A 19565-nucleotide genomic window follows, 5' to 3' on the forward strand; every position below is an offset into this window, starting at 1 on the left:
CGCCAGATCTTTCTGTCAACGACAATCGGGGCTTGCCTGTCAGGCAGGTGGCGTACTGGCGCAAGAAAGCTGGCGATGAGGCCCAAGCGCTGATTACCCGTCAGAACCATGACTCTGCCGGACGTCTCATCGAACAGTGGGATCCTCAATTGTTCGGTACTGCGCCCATACCCAATCTTGCTACGGTCTACACCCTGAGCGGCAAACCACTGAAAATCGACAGCGTCGATTCCGGCTGGCGCGTAAACCTGCCCGGTCTGGCCGGTGAGGTGTTGCAACGCCACGACCAACGCGGCAAGCAATGGCGCAATCGCTACGATCCGATGATGCGGTTGATCGCGGTCACTGAAAATGCGCAAGTCGATGTCGAGCGTTATCTCTATGCCGACCACAATGCCGACCCCGGGCATAACCTGCGCGGTGAGCTGAGCGAAAGCGCCGACCCGGGCGCCACGGTGGTGGTCGACGGCTACAGCCTGCAGGGCAAGGCAGTGAGTGAAGCCCTTACGCTGTCTGGCGAGACGGCGGCTTTCATCACTCGTACGGATTTCGACGCGCACGGCAATGTGGTGCAAGTCACCGACGCCGGTGGTCACCGGCGACGGTCTAGCTACGATGTCGCCGGCCAGTTACGTCAGGTATCGCTGTGGATAGCCGGGGCTGACGCGGCACAACCGGTGGTCGACGCTGCCACGTACAACGCCTCCGGCCAATTGCTCGAACAACGGGCCGGCAATGGTGTGCGCAGCCGCCGCGTGTACGATCCCGCTGACGGTCGCCTGCTGAATCTGCTGGCCTGCAAGGATCAGGAAAAACCGCTACAGGATTTGCACTACACCTACGACCCGGTCGGCAATGTTCTACGTATCGAGGACCGCACTCTGGCCACGGTGTATTTCGCCAATCAGCGCGTCGATGGTGATCGTCACTTTGTCTACGACTCGCTGTATCGGCTGAGCGAAAGTCGCGGCTTCGAGGGCCAGATCCCGCAGCAGTCACCAGGTTTGCCGCAACCGATCGAACCCATCGACCCGGGGCGGCGTTTCAACTACAGCGAGCAATATCACTACGACGCGGGAAATAACCTCGTCGAACTGGTGCATGTGCGCAAGGGCCATAACTTCACGCAACAGATGAAAATTGCCCCTGACAGCAATCGGGGGCTGCGCTGCCAACCCGCTGACCCCGAACCGGTGTTCGGCGACTACTTTGACCGCCACGGCAACCAGCTGAAACTGCAGCACGGCGGCCTGCCACTGGAGTGGGACAGTTACGATCAACTGGCCCGCGTCACCCTGCTGCAACACAGCAACGGCCTGCCCGACGACGATGAGATCTATCGCTACAGCCAGGGTCAGCGCGTGTACAAATGCACGCTGAGGCATACGCCGTCGATCACCCATCGCCGCGAGGTGCGTTACCTGCCAGGTCTGGAAATCCACAGCCGCAGCGATGGCCAGCAACTGCATGTCATCGTGCTGCCCGGCGCCCGTTGCCTGCATTGGCTCAGTGGCCGACCGCCCGGCATCGAAGCCGACCAACTGCGCTACAGCCTTGATGACCATCTCGGATCTTGCGCACTGGAGCTGGATCGGCATGCTGGCGTGATCAGCCTGGAGCATTACTACGCGTTCGGTGGAACAGCCTGGCTGGCGACTCGTTCGGCGCTGGAAGTCAGCTACAAAACCATCCGCTACTCAGGCCGGGAAATGGACAGCAGCGGCCTTTATTACTACGGCGCACGCTATTACGCAGCGTGGTTGCAGCGCTGGATCTGCGCTGACCCGGCAATGGATATCGACGGGTTGAATCTGTACGCGTTTGTCGCCAACAATCCGATTGGCCACATCGACACTGACGGCCAGAGCTGGGACAGCTTTCTCGAAACACCCGCTCAGCGCGATCAGAGAAAGGCACAGAGCGCAGAGAAAGAGCGACGTTACCGGGCTCGGGATAACCTGTCACAACAGGTCGGACGTCACCTGAACATTCTGGCGCTGTCGCTGCGCCGTGGTCTGGATGCCCAGCAACAGGTACTCAATCAGCGCTCGCCAGCGCAATTGACAGGTGCCGCCCTGCGCCGCACCGGTGTGCATGTGACAGGACAAATTGTGGCCTACGGTGGCGGCATTCTGGTCGGCATGGGCGCTCAGGCGCTGGGCGCCGTCGCTCCCGGCGCAGGCAACGTCGTTGGGGTCGCGATGGGTATTGGCGCGAAGAAACTGATCAGTGGATTGTGGGATTACGCCGCCGAGCGCACCGGCGCCAGTGCCTCTATCAAATTCAAGGCCAGCCGCCTGTCCAAGGAAAAAATTGTCGGGAAAGCCGAATATAAAACCATGGCACCGATCGATTACCTGCAGCAAAAGTACGCAAAGATGATCCCCGATACGCAGAAGGGAGCGCTCAAGGCCTCCAAGGAAGCGACGTCCACCCTGATCAGTGTCGGTGCCAAGGAAATACTGCCGCAAGCCGCCGCCGAAATCAGCGCCACGGCAAGTGCACTTTTGGGTGCAGTTGAAATAGCCCATGAATTCGCCGGAGCCAGCCAAGAGCTAAGTGCTGAAAAAACTGCCAAGGGCATCGCCAATGTGAGTGGGTTGATCGATTATTTGTCCGCCAACATGCTCGACATTGAAAACGCCTTCGAAGCCGGTGGCTTCACGGCAATAAATACCTATGGGCTATTGGGCCGAAACGAAGGCGATACACCGCAAAATCTATGGCATGCCACGGCGGCCGTGATCAACGAGCTGGAATACACGCGAACCATGCTGCGTTCCAGATCCAGTCAGTTCACTGCAGTCTGATCCTGAGGCGTGAAGCGAACAGCATCGCCGGCCTCCATGCTATCGTGCCCGCCCGTCCCCTTATCCATTAGCCCAGCATGCTGCCGACTTCCCGTAACCTGCGTTTGTCGTTGTACACCCTGCTGATCATTGCCGGTGCCGCCATCGCCGCGACCCTTGCCATCCGCCACGCCGAACGTCAGGCGCTGGAGGAAGACGCCACTCGCGCCAGCCAGCAATTGGCGCTGTATGCCAACTCGTTGCACACCCTGATCGACCGCTATCGCGCCCTGCCCGCCGTGCTGGCGCTGGACCCGCAATTGCGCAGCGCGCTGGCCGGGCCGGTGGGCGCGGAACAACAGAACGCGCTGAATCTGAAGCTGGAGCAGATCAACGGTGCGGCGCAGTCCTCGACCCTTGAACTGCTCGATCACACTGGCCTCGCGGTGGCCGCCAGCAACTGGCGCCTGCCGAGCAGTTACGTCGGCCACAACTACGGATTCCGGCCGTACTTCAGCCAGACCCGCACGCAGGGCAGCGGACGCTTTTATGCGGTGGGCGTGACCAGCGGCATTCCCGGTTATTTTCTGTCCAGCGCAGTGCTGGGTGACAACGCCGAGTTTCTTGGGGCGATGGTGGTGAAGCTGGAGTTTCCCGAACTTGAGCGCGAATGGAGCCAGGGCAGCGACACGCTGCTGGTCAGCGATGCACGCGGGATCATCTTCATCGCCAACCAAGCAGGCTGGCGCTATCGCTCGTTGCGGCCACTGGACAGCCGCGACATGGACGAGATCAAGCGCACGCGCCAGTACGACAAACAATCGCTGATCCCGCTGACGCATTTGTCCCTGCGTCACTTCGACGACAACAGCGACCTGCGCCGGGTCGAAGGCCCGGACGGAACGGCGGACTACTTGTGGGAATCGCTGCCGCTGGCCACCGAAGGCTGGACCCTGCACCTGCTGCGCCGCCCGCAAGTAGCCTTCGAAGACTTGCGCAACGCCGGGCTGGCCGCTGCGGGTGTATGGCTGGCGTTGGTGTTTTTGCTGCTGTTCCTCAATCAGCGCTGGCGCCTGTCGAAAGTCCGTCAGCGCAACCGCGAAGAACTCGAACAACTGGTCGAAGAACGCACCCGCGATCTGCGCACCGCGCAGGACGGTCTGGTGCAATCGGCCAAGCTCGCGGCGCTGGGGCAGATGTCCGCCGCACTGGCCCACGAGATCAATCAGCCGCTGACCGCGCAACGCATGCAGTTGGCGACGCTGCGCCTGCTGCTCGAACATGGCCGCGTCGATGATGCGTACAAGGCGCTCAAACCGGTGGACGACATGCTCACGCGCATGGCATCGCTCACCGGTCACCTGAAAACCTTCGCCCGCAAAAGCCCCAGCGGCCTGCGCGAACGGCTGGACCTGGCGACCGTGGTCGATCAGTCGCTGCAACTGCTCGATGCGCGCCTACGCGACGAACAGGTCAGTCTGGTGCTGCACCTGACGCGTCCGGCCTGGGTGCGTGGTGATGCAATACGCCTCGAACAGGTGCTGATCAATCTGCTGCGCAATGCCCTCGATGCAATGCAAGGCAAACCGTGCAAGCGCCTGGAAATTCGCCTGGAAGTGGACGAACAACTGTGGCGCCTGAGCGTGATCGACAATGGCGGCGGGATTGCCGAACAGCACTTGAACCAGGTGTTTGACCCGTTCTTCACCACCAAACCGGTGGGCGACGGTCTGGGCCTGGGGCTGGCGGTATCCTTTGCCATCGTGCATGAATCCGGCGGGCGTCTGAGCGTGGAAAATGGCGAGGCCGGCGCGGTGTTCAGCCTGACCCTGCCGATCGATCTGGAGGCACACATCTGATGCTCAACTCGGTGATGGTGGTCGATGACGAAAGCAGCATTCGCAGCGCTGTGGAGCAATGGCTGAGCCTGTCGGGGTTCGAGGTGCAGCTGTTCAGCCGCGCCGAGGATTGCCTGGCTGCACTGCCCGCGCACTTCCCCGGGGTGATCCTCAGCGATGTGCGCATGCCCGGGCTCAGTGGTTTGCAGTTGTTGGCCGAAGTGCAGCGCCGTGACAGCGATTTGCCGGTGATACTGCTGACCGGTCACGGCGATGTGCCGATGGCGGTCGAAGCCATGCGTGACGGCGCCTACGACTTTCTGGAAAAGCCGTTCAGCCCGGAAACCCTGCTCGGCAGCCTGCGCCGGGCACTCGACAAGCGGCGACTGGTATTGGAAAACCGTGCCCTGCACGAGCAAGCCGACCACCGCGCCAGACTCGATGCGACGCTGCTCGGCGTGTCCCGTGGCATTCAGACCTTGCGTCGACAGGTGCTGGATCTGGCGGCGCTGCCGGTCAACGTGTTGATCCGTGGCGAAACCGGCAGCGGCAAGGAACTGATCGCCCGCTGCCTGCATGATTTCGGCCCGCGCGCCGCCAAGCCCTTCGTGGCGCTGAACTGCGCGGCGATCCCCGAGCAGTTGTTCGAAGCCGAGCTGTTCGGTCATGAAAGTGGCGCGTTCACCGGCGCTTCCGGCAAGCGCATCGGCAAACTGGAATATGCCGATGGCGGCACGTTGTTCCTCGATGAAATCGAAAGTATGCCGCTGGCGCAGCAAGTGAAATTGCTGCGGGTGTTGCAGGAGCAGAAGCTGGAGCGGCTGGGATCGAACCAGAGCATTCGCGTCGATCTGCGGATCGTCGCCGCGACCAAGCCTGATCTGCTGGATGAGGCCCGGGCCGGACGTTTTCGCGAAGACCTGGCGTATCGCCTGAACGTCGCCGAGCTGCGCCTGCCGCCGCTGCGCGATCGCCGCGAAGACATTCCGCTGCTGTTCGAATCGTTCGTCTTCAGCGCCGCCCAGCGTCTGGGCCGCACTTTCCCGCCGTTGAGCGGAGCGCAATTGAGTCACCTGCTCAGCCACGACTGGCCGGGCAACGTGCGGGAACTGGCGAACGTCGCCGAGCGGCAGGTACTGGGGCTGGATGAGCCGGTGCAGGGCATCGATCCGGGCCAGTCCCTCGCGGCGCAGCAGGAAGCCTTTGAGGCGCAGTGCCTGCGCGCGGCGCTGACCCGGCACAAGGGCGATGTGAAAGCGGTGCTGGAAGAGTTGCAACTGCCGCGCCGGACCTTCAATGAAAAGCTGCAGCGGCATGGGTTGAGTCGGGAGATGTTTGTTCCGGGCAGCTGAGTTTTGCAGTGTTTGATCGGGCCTCTTCGCGAGCAAGCCCGCTCCCACAGGGTTTTGTGCTGAACACAGAATGTGTGAACACCACCGACCACTGTGGGAGCGGGCTTGCCCGCGAAGAGGCCCGCAAAGGCAACATTTATCCATCAGCCTGAATGAGCAATTTTCCGCTCACCACAATCCAGCCATAAGCGGATTTCCGCTCATTCAATCTTTCCGCCCCCTCTAAACCGGCCCTCCCCCCGTTGGCACAGCTCCTGCTATAGCCCCAGCAGGCTGCGTTCCAACGCGCTCCACAAAAACAATTAAACGAAGGATCCTTCAATGGATAACTCCAACGCCCTGCCCCTTGGGTCGGCTGCCGCGCCCGCCAAAGAAAGAACCACCGCCAGCCGGATCAAATCGATCTTCAGCGGCTCGGTCGGCAACATGGTCGAGTGGTACGACTGGTACGTCTACGCCGCTTTCTCGCTGTACTTCGCCAAGACCTTCTTCCCCGCCGGTTCCACCACCGCGCAACTGATGAACACCGCCGCGATCTTCGCCGTGGGCTTCCTGATGCGTCCGATCGGTGGCTGGCTGATGGGCCTGTACGCCGACAAGGTCGGTCGCAAGAAAGCCCTGATGGCCTCGGTCTACCTGATGTGTTTCGGCTCCTTGCTGATCGCTCTCAGCCCCAACTACGAAACCATCGGCATCGGCGCGCCGATCCTGCTGGTCTTCGCGCGCTTGCTGCAAGGCCTGTCAGTCGGCGGCGAGTACGGCACCTCGGCCACCTACCTGTCGGAGATGGCGACCAGGGAGCGTCGCGGCTTCTTCTCCAGCTTCCAGTACGTGACCCTGATCTCCGGCCAGCTGATCGCGCTGGGCGTGCTGATCGTGCTGCAGAACATGCTGACCACCGAACAGCTGTACGCGTGGGGCTGGCGTATTCCGTTCGCCATCGGCGCACTGTGCGCGATCGTTGCCTTGTACCTGCGTCGCGGCATGGAAGAAACCGAATCGTTCACCAAGAAAGAGAAGTCCAAGGAAAGCGCGATGCGCACCTTGATGCGCCACCCGAAAGAACTGCTGACCGTGGTCGGCCTGACCATGGGCGGTACGCTGGCGTTCTACACCTACACCACCTACATGCAGAAATACCTGGTGAATACCGTCGGCATGAGCATCTCCGACTCGACCACCATTTCTGCCGCCACGCTGTTCCTGTTCATGTGCCTGCAACCGATCATCGGTGGTTTGTCCGATAAAATCGGTCGTCGTCCGATCCTGATCGCTTTCGGCGTACTCGGGACGATCTTCACCGTGCCGATCCTGATGACCCTGCACACCATCCAGACCTGGTGGGGCGCGTTCTTCCTGATCATGGCGGCACTGATCATCGTCAGCGGCTACACCTCGATCAACGCCGTGGTGAAAGCCGAACTGTTCCCGACCGAAATCCGCGCGCTGGGCGTCGGCCTGCCGTACGCCTTGACCGTGTCGATCTTCGGCGGTACCGCCGAATACATCGCACTGTGGTTCAAGAGCATCGGCATGGAAACCGGTTACTACTGGTACGTGACCGCGTGCATCGCGGTGTCGCTGCTGGTGTACATCACCATGAAAGACACGCAGAAACACTCGCGGATCGTGACTGACTGAGGAATGAGACAGTTCAGCCATTGTGATGGTGGCTGTTATGGCCTCATCGCGAGCAGGCTCACTCCTACATTGATTGGTGTACGCCGCCCTTTGTAGGAGTGAGCCTGCTCGCGATTGGGGCGACTCGGTATCAGCTCAACTCGGCAACCGGCGGCTTGCCATAACGCTTCTGCGCATACGACGCGCCGACAATCATCACCAGCAGAATCCCCGCCAGCACCGCCGACGAGCCGATGGTGCCGAAGTCCAGACCGCCCTTTTCATGGGGCTTGGTCATCAAATCGCCCAGGGTCGCACCGAACGGCCGGGTCAGCACGAACGCCACCCAGAACAACAGCACCGACGAAATCTTCGTGAAGTATTTGAGCGCCACGACCACGGCAATGGTCGAGCCGATCAGCAGCGCGCCACCGGCAAAACCCAGGCCCGAATCATCGGCCAGGTAGTCACCGAGCGCCGTGCCCAGGGTGTTGGAAAACAGAATCGCCATCCAGTAGAACATCTCGCCACGGAAGGTCTGCACCTTGCTGACGTTCAACGAGTCGCCGCTCAGGCGCCAGGCGGTAAAGATCGCCAACAGAATCGCAATCAGGATCATCGACCCGGTGGCGTAGCCCAGTTCAAGGGTGCGGTCCATGAAGTCGGACATGGTGGTGCCGGCGGTGCTGGTCGACAGAATCACGATCCAGTACAGCAGCGGCTTGTAGGTCTTGGCCATCAGTTGGCTGATCAGGGTCAGCACGAATACGCTGATCAGGATCAGCGAGCTGAGGGCGTACCCGACGTTGAGGGTCATCGACAGCAAGTCCCCCGCGGTTTCCCCCAGGGTCGTCGCGCAGATTTTCATGACCCAGAACGCCAGGGTGATTTGAGGCAGTTTGTTCATCGCAAGCAAAGCTCCAGTGTGGGACGGCCGGTTCTTGGTTTTCTGGCCGTGGGCAGACTGGCGTCGCACCGGTGAAAAACCGGTCGGCAACAGATGAAAAATCCGTCATATCGCGAAAATCAGCGATTAATCCCCCATTAATGCTGCCCCGGCATCCTGCCACTACCTGATCGATGACCCGCGCGGCGTTCGCTCCCGACAGTGGAAGCCCATTCAATGCGCCGCCCTTAATATCAAGTTAATCGATTGTTTTTAGCATTTATTTGCGCTTTTTTATCAATTTAGTTGGCGTAGCATTAAACCCATGCAAGACACACCCGCCAACGAATCTGGAGTCACTCACATGAAAACCAAACTGATCCTCGCCCTGACCCTGTCCGTACTGGCCGCCAACACCTTCGCTGCCGATGGCTCGGACAAAACCAAATCGGCCGACTTCATCTCCGGCGGCACCGCTGCCATCGAAAACAGCCACTCGGGCACTTACGCCGCTGACGGTTTCGATAAAACCAACATCGGCAAAACCGTGGCCGCCGATGGTTTCGACAAGACCGGTACTGCTGCAGCCATCAGCTGATTATCAGCAGCGCTTCCACAGCCCGGCTCCGGCCGGGCTTAGTCATTTCTGAAATCCACACAATTCCCCTGTAGGAGCTGCCACAGGCTGCGATCTTTTGATCTTGATCTTGATCTTGAAAAACAGAATCAAAAGATCGCAGCCTGCGGCAGCTCCTACAGAGGAATCAGCGTCTGGCTGGAAATATGCGGGGCGTCCTTGCACTATGGCTGCAACCAAACGCAGCCTCAGGAACTCATTCACCATGTCCGACGACATCCACTTCTACGAACCCGCCCACGGCCACGGCCTGCCCCACGATCCGTTCAACGCCATCGTCGGCCCGCGTCCCATCGGCTGGATTTCTTCGCAGGATGCCGACGGCCAGCTGAATCTTGCGCCTTACAGTTTCTTCAACGCGTTCAACTACATTCCGCCGATCATTGGTTTTTCCAGCATCGGGCGCAAAGACAGCCTGAACAACATCGAGCAGACCGGCGAGTTCGCCTGGAACCTCGCCACTCGCCCGTTGGCCGAGCAGATGAACCAGAGCTGCGCGATGGTCGCGCCTGAGGTCAACGAGTTTGAATTGGCCGGGCTGACGCCGGTGGCGTCGAAGGTGATTGCGGTACCACGGGTAGCCGAAAGCCCGGTGTCCTTCGAGTGCAAGGTCACGCAGATCATCCAGTTGCAGCGCGCCGATGGCGAAACCGTGCCGAGCTGGCTAGTGCTGGGCGAAGTTGTCGCGGTGCATATCGCCAAATGGCTGTTGAAGGACGGGATCTACGACACCGCCGCGGCAGAACCGATTCTGCGCGGCGGCGGGCCGGCGGATTATTTCCAGTTGGGGCCTGAAGCCCTGTTCAAGATGTGGCGCCCGGGGGCGGGCAAGTAAGCGCAGTTACCAGATCAGCTCGGCGTCATCAGTGACGCCCTTGAGGCGGTCCAGCTCATTGATGGCAGCCTCATCGGCAGCGATGGCGCCGGGGAACACCTGATCACCCAGCAGTTTGTGGAAGCGTGGCGCACCGCCATCGACCAGGGCCTTGACCGCGATTGCCGCGTGGTAACCCTTGTTGCCGCCCAACTCGACGGGGACGACTGCAGAGACTGCTTCGAAGTGTTCAAACTCTTTACGTGCCATGGCACACATCCTGGCTCAGATGAATAAGCCGGACATTAAACCCTCAACCGGCGAGTTTGTGTATCGGTGCCGGGCATTGTCCGAGCGCCTGCGCCGCCGACACTTCTTTGAAGGTGTGGAAATCCAGGCTGTTGACCACCAGATCCTGAACCAATTCGGCAAAGATCTGCATCGACGGGCTGTTGAAATACGCGGTCATTGCCTGTTGATGGCTCCAGAAACCGGAGACCAGCCACAGGTCCGGATCGCATTGCGAATGCTGCAGGGCGAAGTTCAGGCAACCGGGGGCGTTGCGTGACGGTTCGATCAAGGCACTGAGGCGTACACCCAGTTCGGCGGAGCGTCCGGCGCGCGCTCGAACGAAGGCCATATGACTGACGGGAATCTGCTTGGACATGTTCAACCCTCCCAGGGAGTCGCGTGGCAGCCGGGGGACGGGCTGCGACAGGATCAAAGGTTAAGGGCCGGGCGCAAGGTGCCGTTAGTCGATTCCTGCCGCTGCCTTGCACAATCCTGCGAGACTGCACACAAAGCTCGTAACAACCTGCAAAACAGCGTCACACCACTGTCATACGGCGTTTCAAGCAAGTTTTCCGCCCTGCATCCTGCTATGACTGGGCACGCCGGCAATGCAATGCAGAATCAGGCAAGCATTTGACAGGATGTGTCTACCGCTGGCGCTTGCACAAACATATGCTCTGCCCCATTCCAGATTCCTTGCCGAGGATGCCGTGCATGACGTCATTCGATCGTTTCCAGTCTCCGCCCGATGCCGACATGGAAAAACAGCGTGCAGAACTCGCGGCGATCATCCGCCGCAATACCACCGACGACGGCAGTTATCAGACCGCCATCGGCTCGCTGTTCATGTCGCGCCATACCCAGTCCCATGACTTCGCCCCGGTACTTGCGCAACCGGCGCTATGCATCATGGCCCAGGGCCGCAAAGAGGTGCGCCTGGCGGATGAGTTCTTCAATTACGACCCGCTGAATTACCTGGTGGTCTCGGTCTCGATGCCGCTCAGCGGGCGGGTAGTGAATGTCTCGCCGGAGGATCCGATTCTCGCCGTGCGCCTGGACATCGACCCGGCGGAAATCACCGCACTGATCGCCGACGCGGGGCCGATGGGCGTGCCGACCCGACCGACCGGGCGCGGCCTGTATGTGGAAAAGATCGACAGCGCGATGCTCGACGCGGTGTTGCGTCTGGCGCGACTGCTGGATGCGCCGAAAGACATCGCCATGCTCGCGCCACTGATTCGCCGGGAGATTCTCTATCGCCTGCTGCGCAGTCCGCAGGGCCATCGCTTGTATGAAATCGCGATTGCCAACAGCCAGAGCCATCGCATCAGCCAGGCGATCAAATGGCTCAACGGCAACTTCGAACAGCCGCTGCGCATCGATGATCTGGCGAAAGAGGTGAACCTCAGCGTCTCGACCTTGCATCACCGTTTCAAGGCGATGACCGCGATGAGTCCGCTGCAATATCAGAAGCAATTGCGCCTGCAGGAAGCGCGGCGCCTGATGCTGGCCGAAGGGCTGGAAGCGTCGGCGGCGGGCTATCGCGTGGGCTATGAAAGCCCGTCGCAGTTCAGCCGCGAGTACAGCCGCTTGTTTGGTGCGCCGCCGTTAAGGGATCTGGCGCGGTTGCGGCAGTCGGTCTGATCCGGCATCTGCGGTGAGGCTTATGGCCCTATCGCGAGCAGGCTCACTCCTACAGTTGGAATGCGTTCACCTGTAGGAGTGAGCCTGCTCGCGATGGCATCGGCAAGATCACCATCAAATCCTGATCAAGCCCCCAACACCCGACACGCCTCACTCGGCAACGTCACCGACACCGGATGCCCGATCCCCAAACCGATCCCCTGACACGGCGTACTCAACGCGGTGAACGTCACCCCGGAACACTCCACCGTGGTCTCGATGGTCGCGCCGATATCGCGCACGAACGTCACCTTGCCGAGCAAGCGATTGCCCGCCGTGGCTTGTGGCGCGGACAGTTGGAGGTCCTCCGGGCGAATCAGCATCTTCACCTTCTGCCCCGCTTCGATGCTGCTGCAGATCGGCACTTGCAGCGCATCACCGCCCGGCAAACTGACCTTGCCGTCACCCAGCGCCGTGGCCGGAAAAATGTTGCCCGAACCGATGAAGTCGGCGACGAACTCGTTGGCCGGGTGCCGGTAGATTTCGATCGGCGTGCCCACCTGCTGCACCTTGTGCTCGCCCAGCACCACGACGATGTCGGCCATGGTCATGGCTTCGCGCTGATCGTGGGTGACCATGATCGTGGTGATGTTCAAGCGCTGTTGCAACTGGCGGATTTCCACCTGCATCGACTCGCGGAGCTTGGCGTCCAGCGCCGACAGCGGTTCGTCGAGCAGGAGGATTTTCGGCCGCGAGGCGATGGCCCGGGCAATCGCCACCCGCTGCCGTTGCCCGCCGGAGAGTTTCGCCACCGGCCGGTCGATCATCGCCTGCAACTGGATCAACTCCAGCAATTCCACCACCCGCGCCAGTTGCTCGGCCTTGCTCACGCCGCGCAGTTTCAGCGGGTAGGCGATGTTCTCGCCGACAGTCATGTGCGGGAACAGCGCCAGCGACTGGAACACCATGCCGAAGTTGCGCAGGTGCGCCGGGGTGTGGCCGATGTTCTCGCCATCCAGGCGAATCTCGCCGCCGGTGAGAGTTTCCAGCCCGGCGATCATCCGCAGCAAGGTGGTTTTGCCGCAGCCCGAGGGGCCGAGAAAACACACCAGTTTGCCTTCCGGCAAATGCAGATTGACCTCCTGTACCGCGCAAGCCGAGCCGTAGAATTTCTCGACGTTTTCCAGAATCAGACCAGTCATGTTGCACCTCAAATCAAAAGGAAACGCCGCCCTCGCCCACCAGCTTCTCCAGCGCCCAGATCAGGACGAAGTCGATCAGCACGATCAGCACGGCAAACGAGAACACGGTAGGGTCGAGCGATGACACGGTGCGGCTGTACATCCAGATCGGCACGGTCATGACGTCGATGGTGTAGAGGAAATAGGTCACGGTGAATTCGTTGAACGAGACGATGAACGCCAGCAGCATCCCCGCCAGAATCCCCGACTTCATCAGCGGCACCACCACGTCGACAATCGCCCGCAGCGGTGAGGCGCCGAGCATCCGCGCCGCCTCTTCGACTTCACTGCCGATGGAGAGCATGGCGGCGGTGCAGTTTTTCACCACGAACGGCAGCGCCAGAATCACGTGGGCAATCACTAGCCGCGAAGTGGTCAGGTGGAACGGCAGGCTGTCGAACACCAGCAGCAAGGCCAGGCCCAACACCACCATCGGGAACACCAGCGGCAGCGACATCAGTTGCAGCGCCACGGCTTTGCCACGGAACTCGCAGCGGGTCAGCGCATAGGCGGCGGGCACCGCGATCAGCGTGGCAAAAACCATGGTCAGGCACGACACCAGCAGGCTGGTGGCCATCGCCTGGCCGAGGCTCAGCACGTCGCTGGCGTCCGGCGAGACGAAGGTGTGCCAGGCCGCCTTGTACCACTGCAGGCTGTAGCTGCTCGGCGGGAAGTCGAGGTTCGACGCACCGCTGAACGACATGACGATCATGGTCAGGATCGGCAACACCGCCAGCAGCAGAATGAACCCGGAGAGGATCCCGGCGAACTTGCCGGTGTCGCCGGGCAGCAGCGCCATGCGCTTGTTGATCAGGGTACTCATTGCGATGCCTCCAGCAGACGCCGACGACGGCCGGTGATGTATTCAGACAGGGTCATGATCGCCAGCGTGGTGACGATCAGCACCACCCCGGCAGCGGACGCGGCAGGCCAGTTCATCAGCGGCGCGATCTGGTCATGCACCATCACCGCGAGCATCGGCACACGGCGGCCACCGAGCAGCAACGGCACGACAAAACTGCTGGCGTTGTAGGCGAACACCAGCGTCGCCCCGGTGATGATCCCCGGCAGACTCATCGGCAACACCACCTGACGGAACACCTGAAAACGACTGGCGCCCAGTGTCGCCGCCGCCTCTTCGTAGGTACGCGCAACACCACGCATGGCGCTGGCAATCGGCAGCACGGCCAAAGGAAACGCGGTCTGCACCAGGCCCATCAGCACGCCGTTCTGGTTGTACAGCAGCATGATCGGACGCTTGATCAGGCCCAGGCCCATCAGCGTCTGGTTGAGCATCCCGCCCGGGCCAAGAATCACCAGCCAGCCGTAGCTTTGCAGCAGGAGGTTGACCAGCAGCGGCAGCAACACTGCGGCAAGGAAGATCCGCCGCACGAACGGCGAGGTCAGCCGTGACATGGTGTACGCCACCGGGATCGCCAGCAGCACCGCGATCACTGCACTGATCAGCGCCAGACGCAGGGTCAGCAGCAGGGACTTGAGATAATAGGGTTCGAGCAATTGCGCGTAGCTGGCGAGGCTGAACCCGCTCCATTCCGCGCCCTTAGTGCCGACGCTCATGCGCAGCACCAGCAGGCTGGCGGCGATCAGCACGCCGAGAAACAGCATCGACGGCGTGAGGAAAAACCACGCCCGGGCGGTCGGCGATATACCACGCGCCGGGCGCACGTCAGCGGCGCCGACCGGTTGGGTCAGGGATTGATGTTCCATAGCAATGATCTCGTCAATGGAAAGCTAATCTCGCAAATACCTCAATCTCCTGTGGGAGCGGGCTTGCTCGCGAAAGCGGTGGTTCAGTCAGCAACAATGTCGACTGACAGATTGCATTCGCGAGCAAGCCCGCTCCCACATTTGATTTGTGGCACTCTCAGGGCCTGTGCTCGGCTCTCGGTCAGGAAGAAAAAATTTCCGTATAGCGACGAATCCATTGGTCATGCACGGTCGCCAGGAAGGCGTTGTCGTGCATGATCGCCTTCTCGGCAATCTGCTCCGGCGTAAGGATGTACGGGCTCTTGCGCGCTTCCGCGGAGATGATCGCCTTGGCGTTGACCGGGCCGTTGAAGATGTCTTCGGCCATCTTGCCCTGCACCAGCGGGTCGAGAGAGTGGTCGATGAAGGCGTAGGCCAGGTCGGTGTCGCCCGGACGGTTCTTCGGCATCACCGAGAGCATCAGGTCAGTGTAGAAACCTTCCTTCATGCCGAACGTGGCACCGAGACCGTAGTTCGGATCGCGGATCTGCTTGGGGAAGAATGCCGGGGCGTACAAGCCGCCCATGTCCAGGGAACCGGTGCGGAACAGCTCGGCGATCTGGTTCGGGTTTTCGCCGAGGGTCACCACGCGATCCTTCAGCTCGGCGAGTTTCTTGAAGCCCGGTTCGATGTTGTGTTCGTCACCGCCGGCCAGTTTCGCGGCGATGATGATCAGGTCCATGGCCTCGGTCCAGTTCGGCGGCGGTAGGAAAATGTTCGGCGCCAGATCGGCGTCCCACAGCGCGGCATAACTGTCCGGTGCCTGTTTGAGGGTGCGGGTGCTGTAGACCAGACTGTTGCACCACAGCAGGTAACCGATGCCGTGCCCGTTGGCGCCGGTGCGGTATTTTTCCGGTACGTCGATCAGGTTGGGAATCCGGTTGAGGTCGGGCTTTTCCAGCAGTCCGGCGGCGGCCAGACCTTCGGCGCCGACCCCGGCCAGGGTGATGATGTCGTACTGCGGACGGTCACCGCCGGCCTTGAGCTTGGCGACCATTTCCGAGGTGCTGCCGGTGCGGTCGGCGATGACCTTGGCGCCGGTCTTGGCCTCGAAGGTGGCGGCAATGTTGCGCAGTGCGGCGAGGCCGGTGTCATCCGACCAGGTCAGCAAACGCAGAGTCTTGCCGGCGAACCGAGTGTCGCTGGCGCTGGCCCGGATGAAGGGCATGCTCAGGGCCGCCGCCGCTACCGAAGCGACGCCCACGGTTTTAATGAATTGACGCCTGTTCAGATCATGCTCGCCCATGAAGGACTCCCTTTGTTCTTTTAAGTATGAGGTTGGTCGCAACCGTTGCATCCGCGCGGCCGGATCCGCTGCAGGCCTTGTATTAAAAGGCCTGCAGCGCTGCCGACGGGTTCATCCTGAGGTCGTGCAATACACCTGACTATCGATAAAAACTCATCGAAGCCATGACACCGACGCATGCCTCGTTGCGAGGCATGCACTCACCATTTTCGGGCGTTCAGAGCGCCCGGATCACGTGTTTGATTTCTTGAAACGCAGCCAGGCCCCACGGCCCCAATTCACGACCGATGCTGCTCTGCTTGTAGCCGCCCCACGCCGTCTGCGGGAAGATCACTTGCGGCGCGTTGAGCCATACAAGCCCCGCCTGCAGGGCGTTGGCGACGCGGTCGGCGGTCTCGGCGTTACGCGTCACCACACTGGCGACCAGCCCGAACTGGCTGTCGTTGGCCAGGGCAATCGCCTCGGCTTCGCTGCTGAAACTGCGCACGCAGAGCACCGGGCCGAAAATCTCTTCACACCACAACGCACTGTCGAGGGGCACGTCGGTGAACACCGTCGGCTGCAAAAAATAGCCGCGCGGCAGATGCGCCGGACGATTGCCGCCGCACACCAGCTTCGCCCCGGCACTCAAACCGCGGTCGATGTGGCCGAGCACGCGCTGGTATTGCGCCTGATTGACCAGCGCGCCCATCTCCACGTCCGGGTCGAACGGGTCGGCCACGCGAATCGCTTGCGCGCGTTTTTGCAAACGCTCAAGAAATTCATCGGCCAGCTCATCGGCAACCAGCACCCGACTGGTGGCCGAACACATTTGCCCGGCATTGAAGAAACCGCCGCCGCAGGCCAGTTCCACCGCCAGTTCCAAATCGGCATCTTCAAGCACCAGCAGCGAAGATTTGCCGCCCAATTCCAGGCTCACGCCCTTCACCGTTTCGGCGGCGCGCTGCATCACCTGCACGCCGACGGCATTGCTGCCGGTGAAGGAAATCTTGGCGATGCGCGGGTCCGCCGACAGCGGTGCACCGACCGCCAGACCGGTGCCGCAAACCAGGTTGAACACACCGTCGGGCAAGCCGGACTCGGCAATGATCGCCGCCAGTTCCAGCTCCGGCAGCGGCGTGACTTCCGACGGTTTGAGCACCACGCAGCAACCGGCGGCCAAGGCCGGGGCGAGCTTCCACGCGGTGGTGACCATCGGGAAATTCCACGGCACGATCAGCCCGACCACACCGCACGGTTCACGACGCAGACGCGCGCTGAAGTCATCGCTGGGCAGCGCCACGTTGCTGTCGAGTTGTGCGTCGAGGCCTTCGGCCAATTCGGCGTAATACTCGAAAGTGGCGATCACATCATCGACATCGATCGCCGCTTCGAATTGCGGTTTGCCGTTGTTGCTCGACTGCAACTTCATCAAGTGGTCACGACCGTTGCGCACGCCGTTGGCGATGTTGCGCAGAATCGCGCCACGCTCGGCCCCAGTGGTTTTCGACCAGCGCTTGAACGCTTCAGTGGCGGCGCTGACGGCCAGATCAACCGCGCGTTCATCGCCGCCATTGACCGTGGTCAGCAGCGCTTCGGTGGCCGGGTTGATCACCCGCAGATGCTCACGTCCGGCCGACCATTGACCGTTGATGTACAGACCATCGAGTGTGGTTGGGAAATTGATCATTGGGCCACCGCCTGCATCCACTGGGTCTGGTCGATTTCGATCAGGGTCGGGCCCTGACGATCGGTGGCGGCACGCAGCGCGCCGCGCAGCTGTTCAACCGAACTGATCGCTTCGGCGGCGCAGCCCAGGGCCTTGGCGACGCCGATGAAATCCGGGGTGTAGATATCGACGCCGACCGGTTCGATGGCGCGGTTGACCATGTATTTTTTGATCTCTTCGTAGCCCTGGTTATTCCACAGCAGGATGATCACCAGCGTACGCGCTTCAACCGCGCTGGCCAGTTCCGGCAGGGTGAACTGCAAGCCACCGTCGCCGATCAGGCACACCACTGGCGGACGAGCACCGTCCTCGACGCTACCGCCGAGCCACGCGCCAATCGCCGCCGGCAGGGCGTAACCGAGGGTGCCGTAACCGGTGGACGAGTTGAACCAGCGCCGTGGACGTTCCGGGTTGAACGTGAGGTTGCCGGTGTACACCGGTTGCGTGGAGTCGCCGACGAATACTGCGTCCGGCAACTCGTGCAGCACGGTTTCCAGAAAACGGGTCTGGGCCAGGGTTGGCGCATCCCAGATCGCGGCCAGCTCATCGCGCAGACGTGCTGCCCGCACCTGACCCCAATCATTGCGCCGCTCGGCCAGCGCCTGCTGCGACAGTGCGCCGAGCAGCCCTTGTGCGGCGTTGCGCGAGTCGGCGACCAAGGCCACGTGCGGCGGATAGTTGCGCACGGTCTGATCGGCGTCGATGTCGATGCGCAGCAACTTGCCGGGGATTTCAAAGCCGCCGGCGAAGGTCACGTCGTAATCGGTTTCGGCCAGTTCGGTACCGATCGCCAGCACCACGTCGGCATCGGCCACCAGTGCGCGAGTGGCGACCAGGCTTTGCGTCGAGCCGATCAGCAGCGGATGGCTGGAGGGCAACATGCCTTTGGCGTTGATGGTCAGCGCCACCGGGGCGTCGAGCAGCTCGGCCAGCTCAGTCAGTTCGGCGGCGGCATCAATGGCACCGCCACCGGCGAGAATCAGCGGACGCCGAGCGCCGGCCAGCAACTCAGCCATGCGCCGTACTGCAGCCGGTGCAGCCCCGGCGCGGTCGATGTGCACCGGAACGCTGGCGAGCAGCTCATCAGCCTCTTCTACCAAAACATCCAGCGGAATCTCGATGTGCACCGGACGCGGACGCCCGGCCTGAAACAGTGCGAAAGCACGGGCCAGCACGCCGGGCAATTCCGCCGCCGACATCAGGGTGTGGGAGAACGCAGCGACGCCACCGACCAGCGCGCTCTGGTTCGGCAACTCATGGAGTTTGCCGCGACCGCCACCCAACTGGCTGCGGGTCTGCACGCTGGAGATCACCAGCATCGGGATCGAGTCGGCGTAGGCCTGGCCCATCGCGGTGGTGATGTTGGTCATGCCTGGGCCGGTAATAATGAAGCACACACCCGGTTTGCCGCTGGTGCGCGCATAGCCGTCAGCCATGAATCCGGCGCCCTGCTCGTGCCGTGGAGTGACGTGGTTGATGCTCGAACGGGCCAGCCCGCGATACAGTTCCACGGTGTGCACCCCGGGAATGCCGAACACCTGCTCGACCCCGTAATCCTCGAGTAACTTGACCAGTACTTCGCCACACGTCGCCATGTCGATTGCCCTTCTTGTTCGTTTGAGACACCGAGCTCCTGGTGGGAGCGGGCTTGCTCGCGAAGGCGGTGTGTCAGCCAACATCAATGGGGATGACACACCGCATTCGCGAGCAAGCCCGCTCCCACAAGAGACCGTGGAATGGGCTCATTGAACGG

At 61.5% G+C, this 19565-nt stretch carries 16 protein-coding genes; 7 read left to right on the plus strand and 9 right to left on the minus strand.

Annotated elements, in window-relative coordinates:
- Positions 1-32 precede the first annotated feature (32 nt).
- The 4 genes from V3W27_RS24055 to V3W27_RS24070 all read left to right on the plus strand — a co-directional run bounded on the left by V3W27_RS24055 (position 33) and on the right by V3W27_RS24070 (position 7620).
- Positions 33-2810, plus strand: coding sequence for an RHS repeat domain-containing protein (locus tag V3W27_RS24055; protein ID WP_330207719.1), 2778 nt, complete (start codon positions 33-35; stop codon positions 2808-2810).
- Between the two features lie 77 nt (positions 2811-2887).
- Positions 2888-4648 (plus strand): ATP-binding protein, encoded by a 1761-nt coding sequence (locus V3W27_RS24060; RefSeq protein WP_330207720.1) that lies wholly within the window; start codon positions 2888-2890, stop codon positions 4646-4648.
- The gene (locus tag V3W27_RS24065; RefSeq protein WP_330207721.1) at positions 4648-5979 is read left to right on the plus strand and encodes a sigma-54-dependent transcriptional regulator; all 1332 of its coding nucleotides are present in this window, start codon (positions 4648-4650) and stop codon (positions 5977-5979) included. The genes V3W27_RS24060 and V3W27_RS24065 overlap by 1 nt, the downstream gene beginning before the upstream one ends.
- 321 nt (positions 5980-6300) lie before the next feature.
- Positions 6301-7620 carry an MFS transporter gene (locus tag V3W27_RS24070; RefSeq protein WP_007965880.1) on the plus strand — a complete coding sequence of 440 codons (1320 nt, stop codon included), beginning with the start codon at positions 6301-6303 and terminating at the stop codon, positions 7618-7620.
- Between the two features lie 130 nt (positions 7621-7750).
- Here V3W27_RS24070 and V3W27_RS24075 read toward each other — a convergent pair whose 3' ends face one another.
- The gene (locus V3W27_RS24075) at positions 7751-8506 is read right to left on the minus strand and encodes a COG4705 family protein (protein ID WP_247267996.1); all 756 of its coding nucleotides are present in this window, start codon (positions 8504-8506) and stop codon (positions 7751-7753) included.
- A gap of 343 nt (positions 8507-8849) precedes the next feature.
- Here V3W27_RS24075 and V3W27_RS24080 point away from each other — a divergent pair, with 343 nt between their 5' ends.
- Positions 8850-9083 carry a hypothetical protein gene (locus tag V3W27_RS24080; protein ID WP_247267997.1) on the plus strand — a complete coding sequence of 78 codons (234 nt, stop codon included), beginning with the start codon at positions 8850-8852 and terminating at the stop codon, positions 9081-9083.
- A gap of 244 nt (positions 9084-9327) precedes the next feature.
- Entirely contained in the window at positions 9328-9957 is a 630-nt protein-coding gene (locus V3W27_RS24085) for a flavin reductase family protein (protein ID WP_330207722.1), read from the plus strand.
- 6 nt (positions 9958-9963) lie between these two features.
- Here V3W27_RS24085 and V3W27_RS24090 read toward each other — a convergent pair whose 3' ends face one another.
- Complete coding sequence (locus V3W27_RS24090) at positions 9964-10206, minus strand: hypothetical protein (RefSeq protein ID WP_007965872.1); 243 nt, start codon at positions 10204-10206, stop codon at positions 9964-9966.
- Between the two features lie 43 nt (positions 10207-10249).
- On the minus strand, positions 10250-10603 hold the full coding sequence (locus V3W27_RS24095; RefSeq protein WP_095136993.1) for an antibiotic biosynthesis monooxygenase family protein: 354 nt from the start codon (positions 10601-10603) through the stop codon (positions 10250-10252).
- Positions 10604-10941: 338 nt separating this feature from the next.
- Between V3W27_RS24095 and V3W27_RS24100 the strand changes: the two genes are divergently transcribed.
- Complete coding sequence (locus V3W27_RS24100) at positions 10942-11871, plus strand: AraC family transcriptional regulator (protein ID WP_027612494.1); 930 nt, start codon at positions 10942-10944, stop codon at positions 11869-11871.
- 125 nt (positions 11872-11996) lie between these two features.
- On the opposite strand, the gene V3W27_RS24105 is transcribed toward V3W27_RS24100, so the two are convergent.
- The 6 genes from V3W27_RS24105 to V3W27_RS24130 all read right to left on the minus strand — a co-directional run bounded on the left by V3W27_RS24105 (position 11997) and on the right by V3W27_RS24130 (position 19407).
- Positions 11997-13052 carry an ABC transporter ATP-binding protein gene (locus V3W27_RS24105; protein WP_330207723.1) on the minus strand — a complete coding sequence of 352 codons (1056 nt, stop codon included), beginning with the start codon at positions 13050-13052 and terminating at the stop codon, positions 11997-11999.
- Between the two features lie 13 nt (positions 13053-13065).
- The gene (locus tag V3W27_RS24110) at positions 13066-13914 is read right to left on the minus strand and encodes an ABC transporter permease (RefSeq protein ID WP_095668437.1); all 849 of its coding nucleotides are present in this window, start codon (positions 13912-13914) and stop codon (positions 13066-13068) included.
- On the minus strand, positions 13911-14819 hold the full coding sequence (locus tag V3W27_RS24115) for an ABC transporter permease (protein WP_025111659.1): 909 nt from the start codon (positions 14817-14819) through the stop codon (positions 13911-13913). Before V3W27_RS24115 ends, V3W27_RS24110 begins: the two co-directional genes overlap by 4 nt.
- 181 nt (positions 14820-15000) lie before the next feature.
- Positions 15001-16104, minus strand: coding sequence for an ABC transporter substrate-binding protein (locus V3W27_RS24120; protein WP_027612490.1), 1104 nt, complete (start codon positions 16102-16104; stop codon positions 15001-15003).
- Between the two features lie 217 nt (positions 16105-16321).
- Positions 16322-17773, minus strand: a complete 1452-nt coding sequence (locus V3W27_RS24125; protein WP_097086001.1) for an aldehyde dehydrogenase family protein — start codon at positions 17771-17773, stop codon at positions 16322-16324.
- Positions 17770-19407, minus strand: a complete 1638-nt coding sequence (locus V3W27_RS24130) for a 5-guanidino-2-oxopentanoate decarboxylase (protein ID WP_330207724.1) — start codon at positions 19405-19407, stop codon at positions 17770-17772. The genes V3W27_RS24125 and V3W27_RS24130 overlap by 4 nt, the downstream gene beginning before the upstream one ends.
- Between the last annotated feature and the right edge of the window lie 158 nt (positions 19408-19565).

Origin of the sequence: Pseudomonas sp. AM14(2022) (assembly GCF_036346455.1) — a bacterium.
GTDB lineage: Bacteria > Pseudomonadota > Gammaproteobacteria > Pseudomonadales > Pseudomonadaceae > Aquipseudomonas > Aquipseudomonas putida_A.

Excerpts from the sequence above, each read along its gene's own strand:
- V3W27_RS24060 (WP_330207720.1), top strand. The coding sequence starts at position 2,888 with ATGCTGCCGACTTCCCGTAACCTGCGTTTGTCGTTGTACACCCTGCTG.
- V3W27_RS24065 (WP_330207721.1), top strand. The coding sequence starts at position 4,648 with ATGCTCAACTCGGTGATGGTGGTCGATGACGAAAGCAGCATTCGCAGC.
- V3W27_RS24070 (WP_007965880.1), top strand. The coding sequence starts at position 6,301 with ATGGATAACTCCAACGCCCTGCCCCTTGGGTCGGCTGCCGCGCCCGCC.
- V3W27_RS24075 (WP_247267996.1), bottom strand. The coding sequence starts at position 8,506 with ATGAACAAACTGCCTCAAATCACCCTGGCGTTCTGGGTCATGAAAATC.
- V3W27_RS24080 (WP_247267997.1), top strand. The coding sequence starts at position 8,850 with ATGAAAACCAAACTGATCCTCGCCCTGACCCTGTCCGTACTGGCCGCC.
- V3W27_RS24085 (WP_330207722.1), top strand. The coding sequence starts at position 9,328 with ATGTCCGACGACATCCACTTCTACGAACCCGCCCACGGCCACGGCCTG.
- V3W27_RS24090 (WP_007965872.1), bottom strand. The coding sequence starts at position 10,206 with ATGGCACGTAAAGAGTTTGAACACTTCGAAGCAGTCTCTGCAGTCGTC.
- V3W27_RS24095 (WP_095136993.1), bottom strand. The coding sequence starts at position 10,603 with ATGTCCAAGCAGATTCCCGTCAGTCATATGGCCTTCGTTCGAGCGCGC.
- V3W27_RS24100 (WP_027612494.1), top strand. The coding sequence starts at position 10,942 with ATGACGTCATTCGATCGTTTCCAGTCTCCGCCCGATGCCGACATGGAA.
- V3W27_RS24105 (WP_330207723.1), bottom strand. The coding sequence starts at position 13,052 with ATGACTGGTCTGATTCTGGAAAACGTCGAGAAATTCTACGGCTCGGCT.
- V3W27_RS24110 (WP_095668437.1), bottom strand. The coding sequence starts at position 13,914 with ATGAGTACCCTGATCAACAAGCGCATGGCGCTGCTGCCCGGCGACACC.
- V3W27_RS24115 (WP_025111659.1), bottom strand. The coding sequence starts at position 14,819 with ATGGAACATCAATCCCTGACCCAACCGGTCGGCGCCGCTGACGTGCGC.
- V3W27_RS24120 (WP_027612490.1), bottom strand. The coding sequence starts at position 16,104 with ATGGGCGAGCATGATCTGAACAGGCGTCAATTCATTAAAACCGTGGGC.
- V3W27_RS24125 (WP_097086001.1), bottom strand. The coding sequence starts at position 17,773 with ATGATCAATTTCCCAACCACACTCGATGGTCTGTACATCAACGGTCAA.
- V3W27_RS24130 (WP_330207724.1), bottom strand. The coding sequence starts at position 19,407 with ATGGCGACGTGTGGCGAAGTACTGGTCAAGTTACTCGAGGATTACGGG.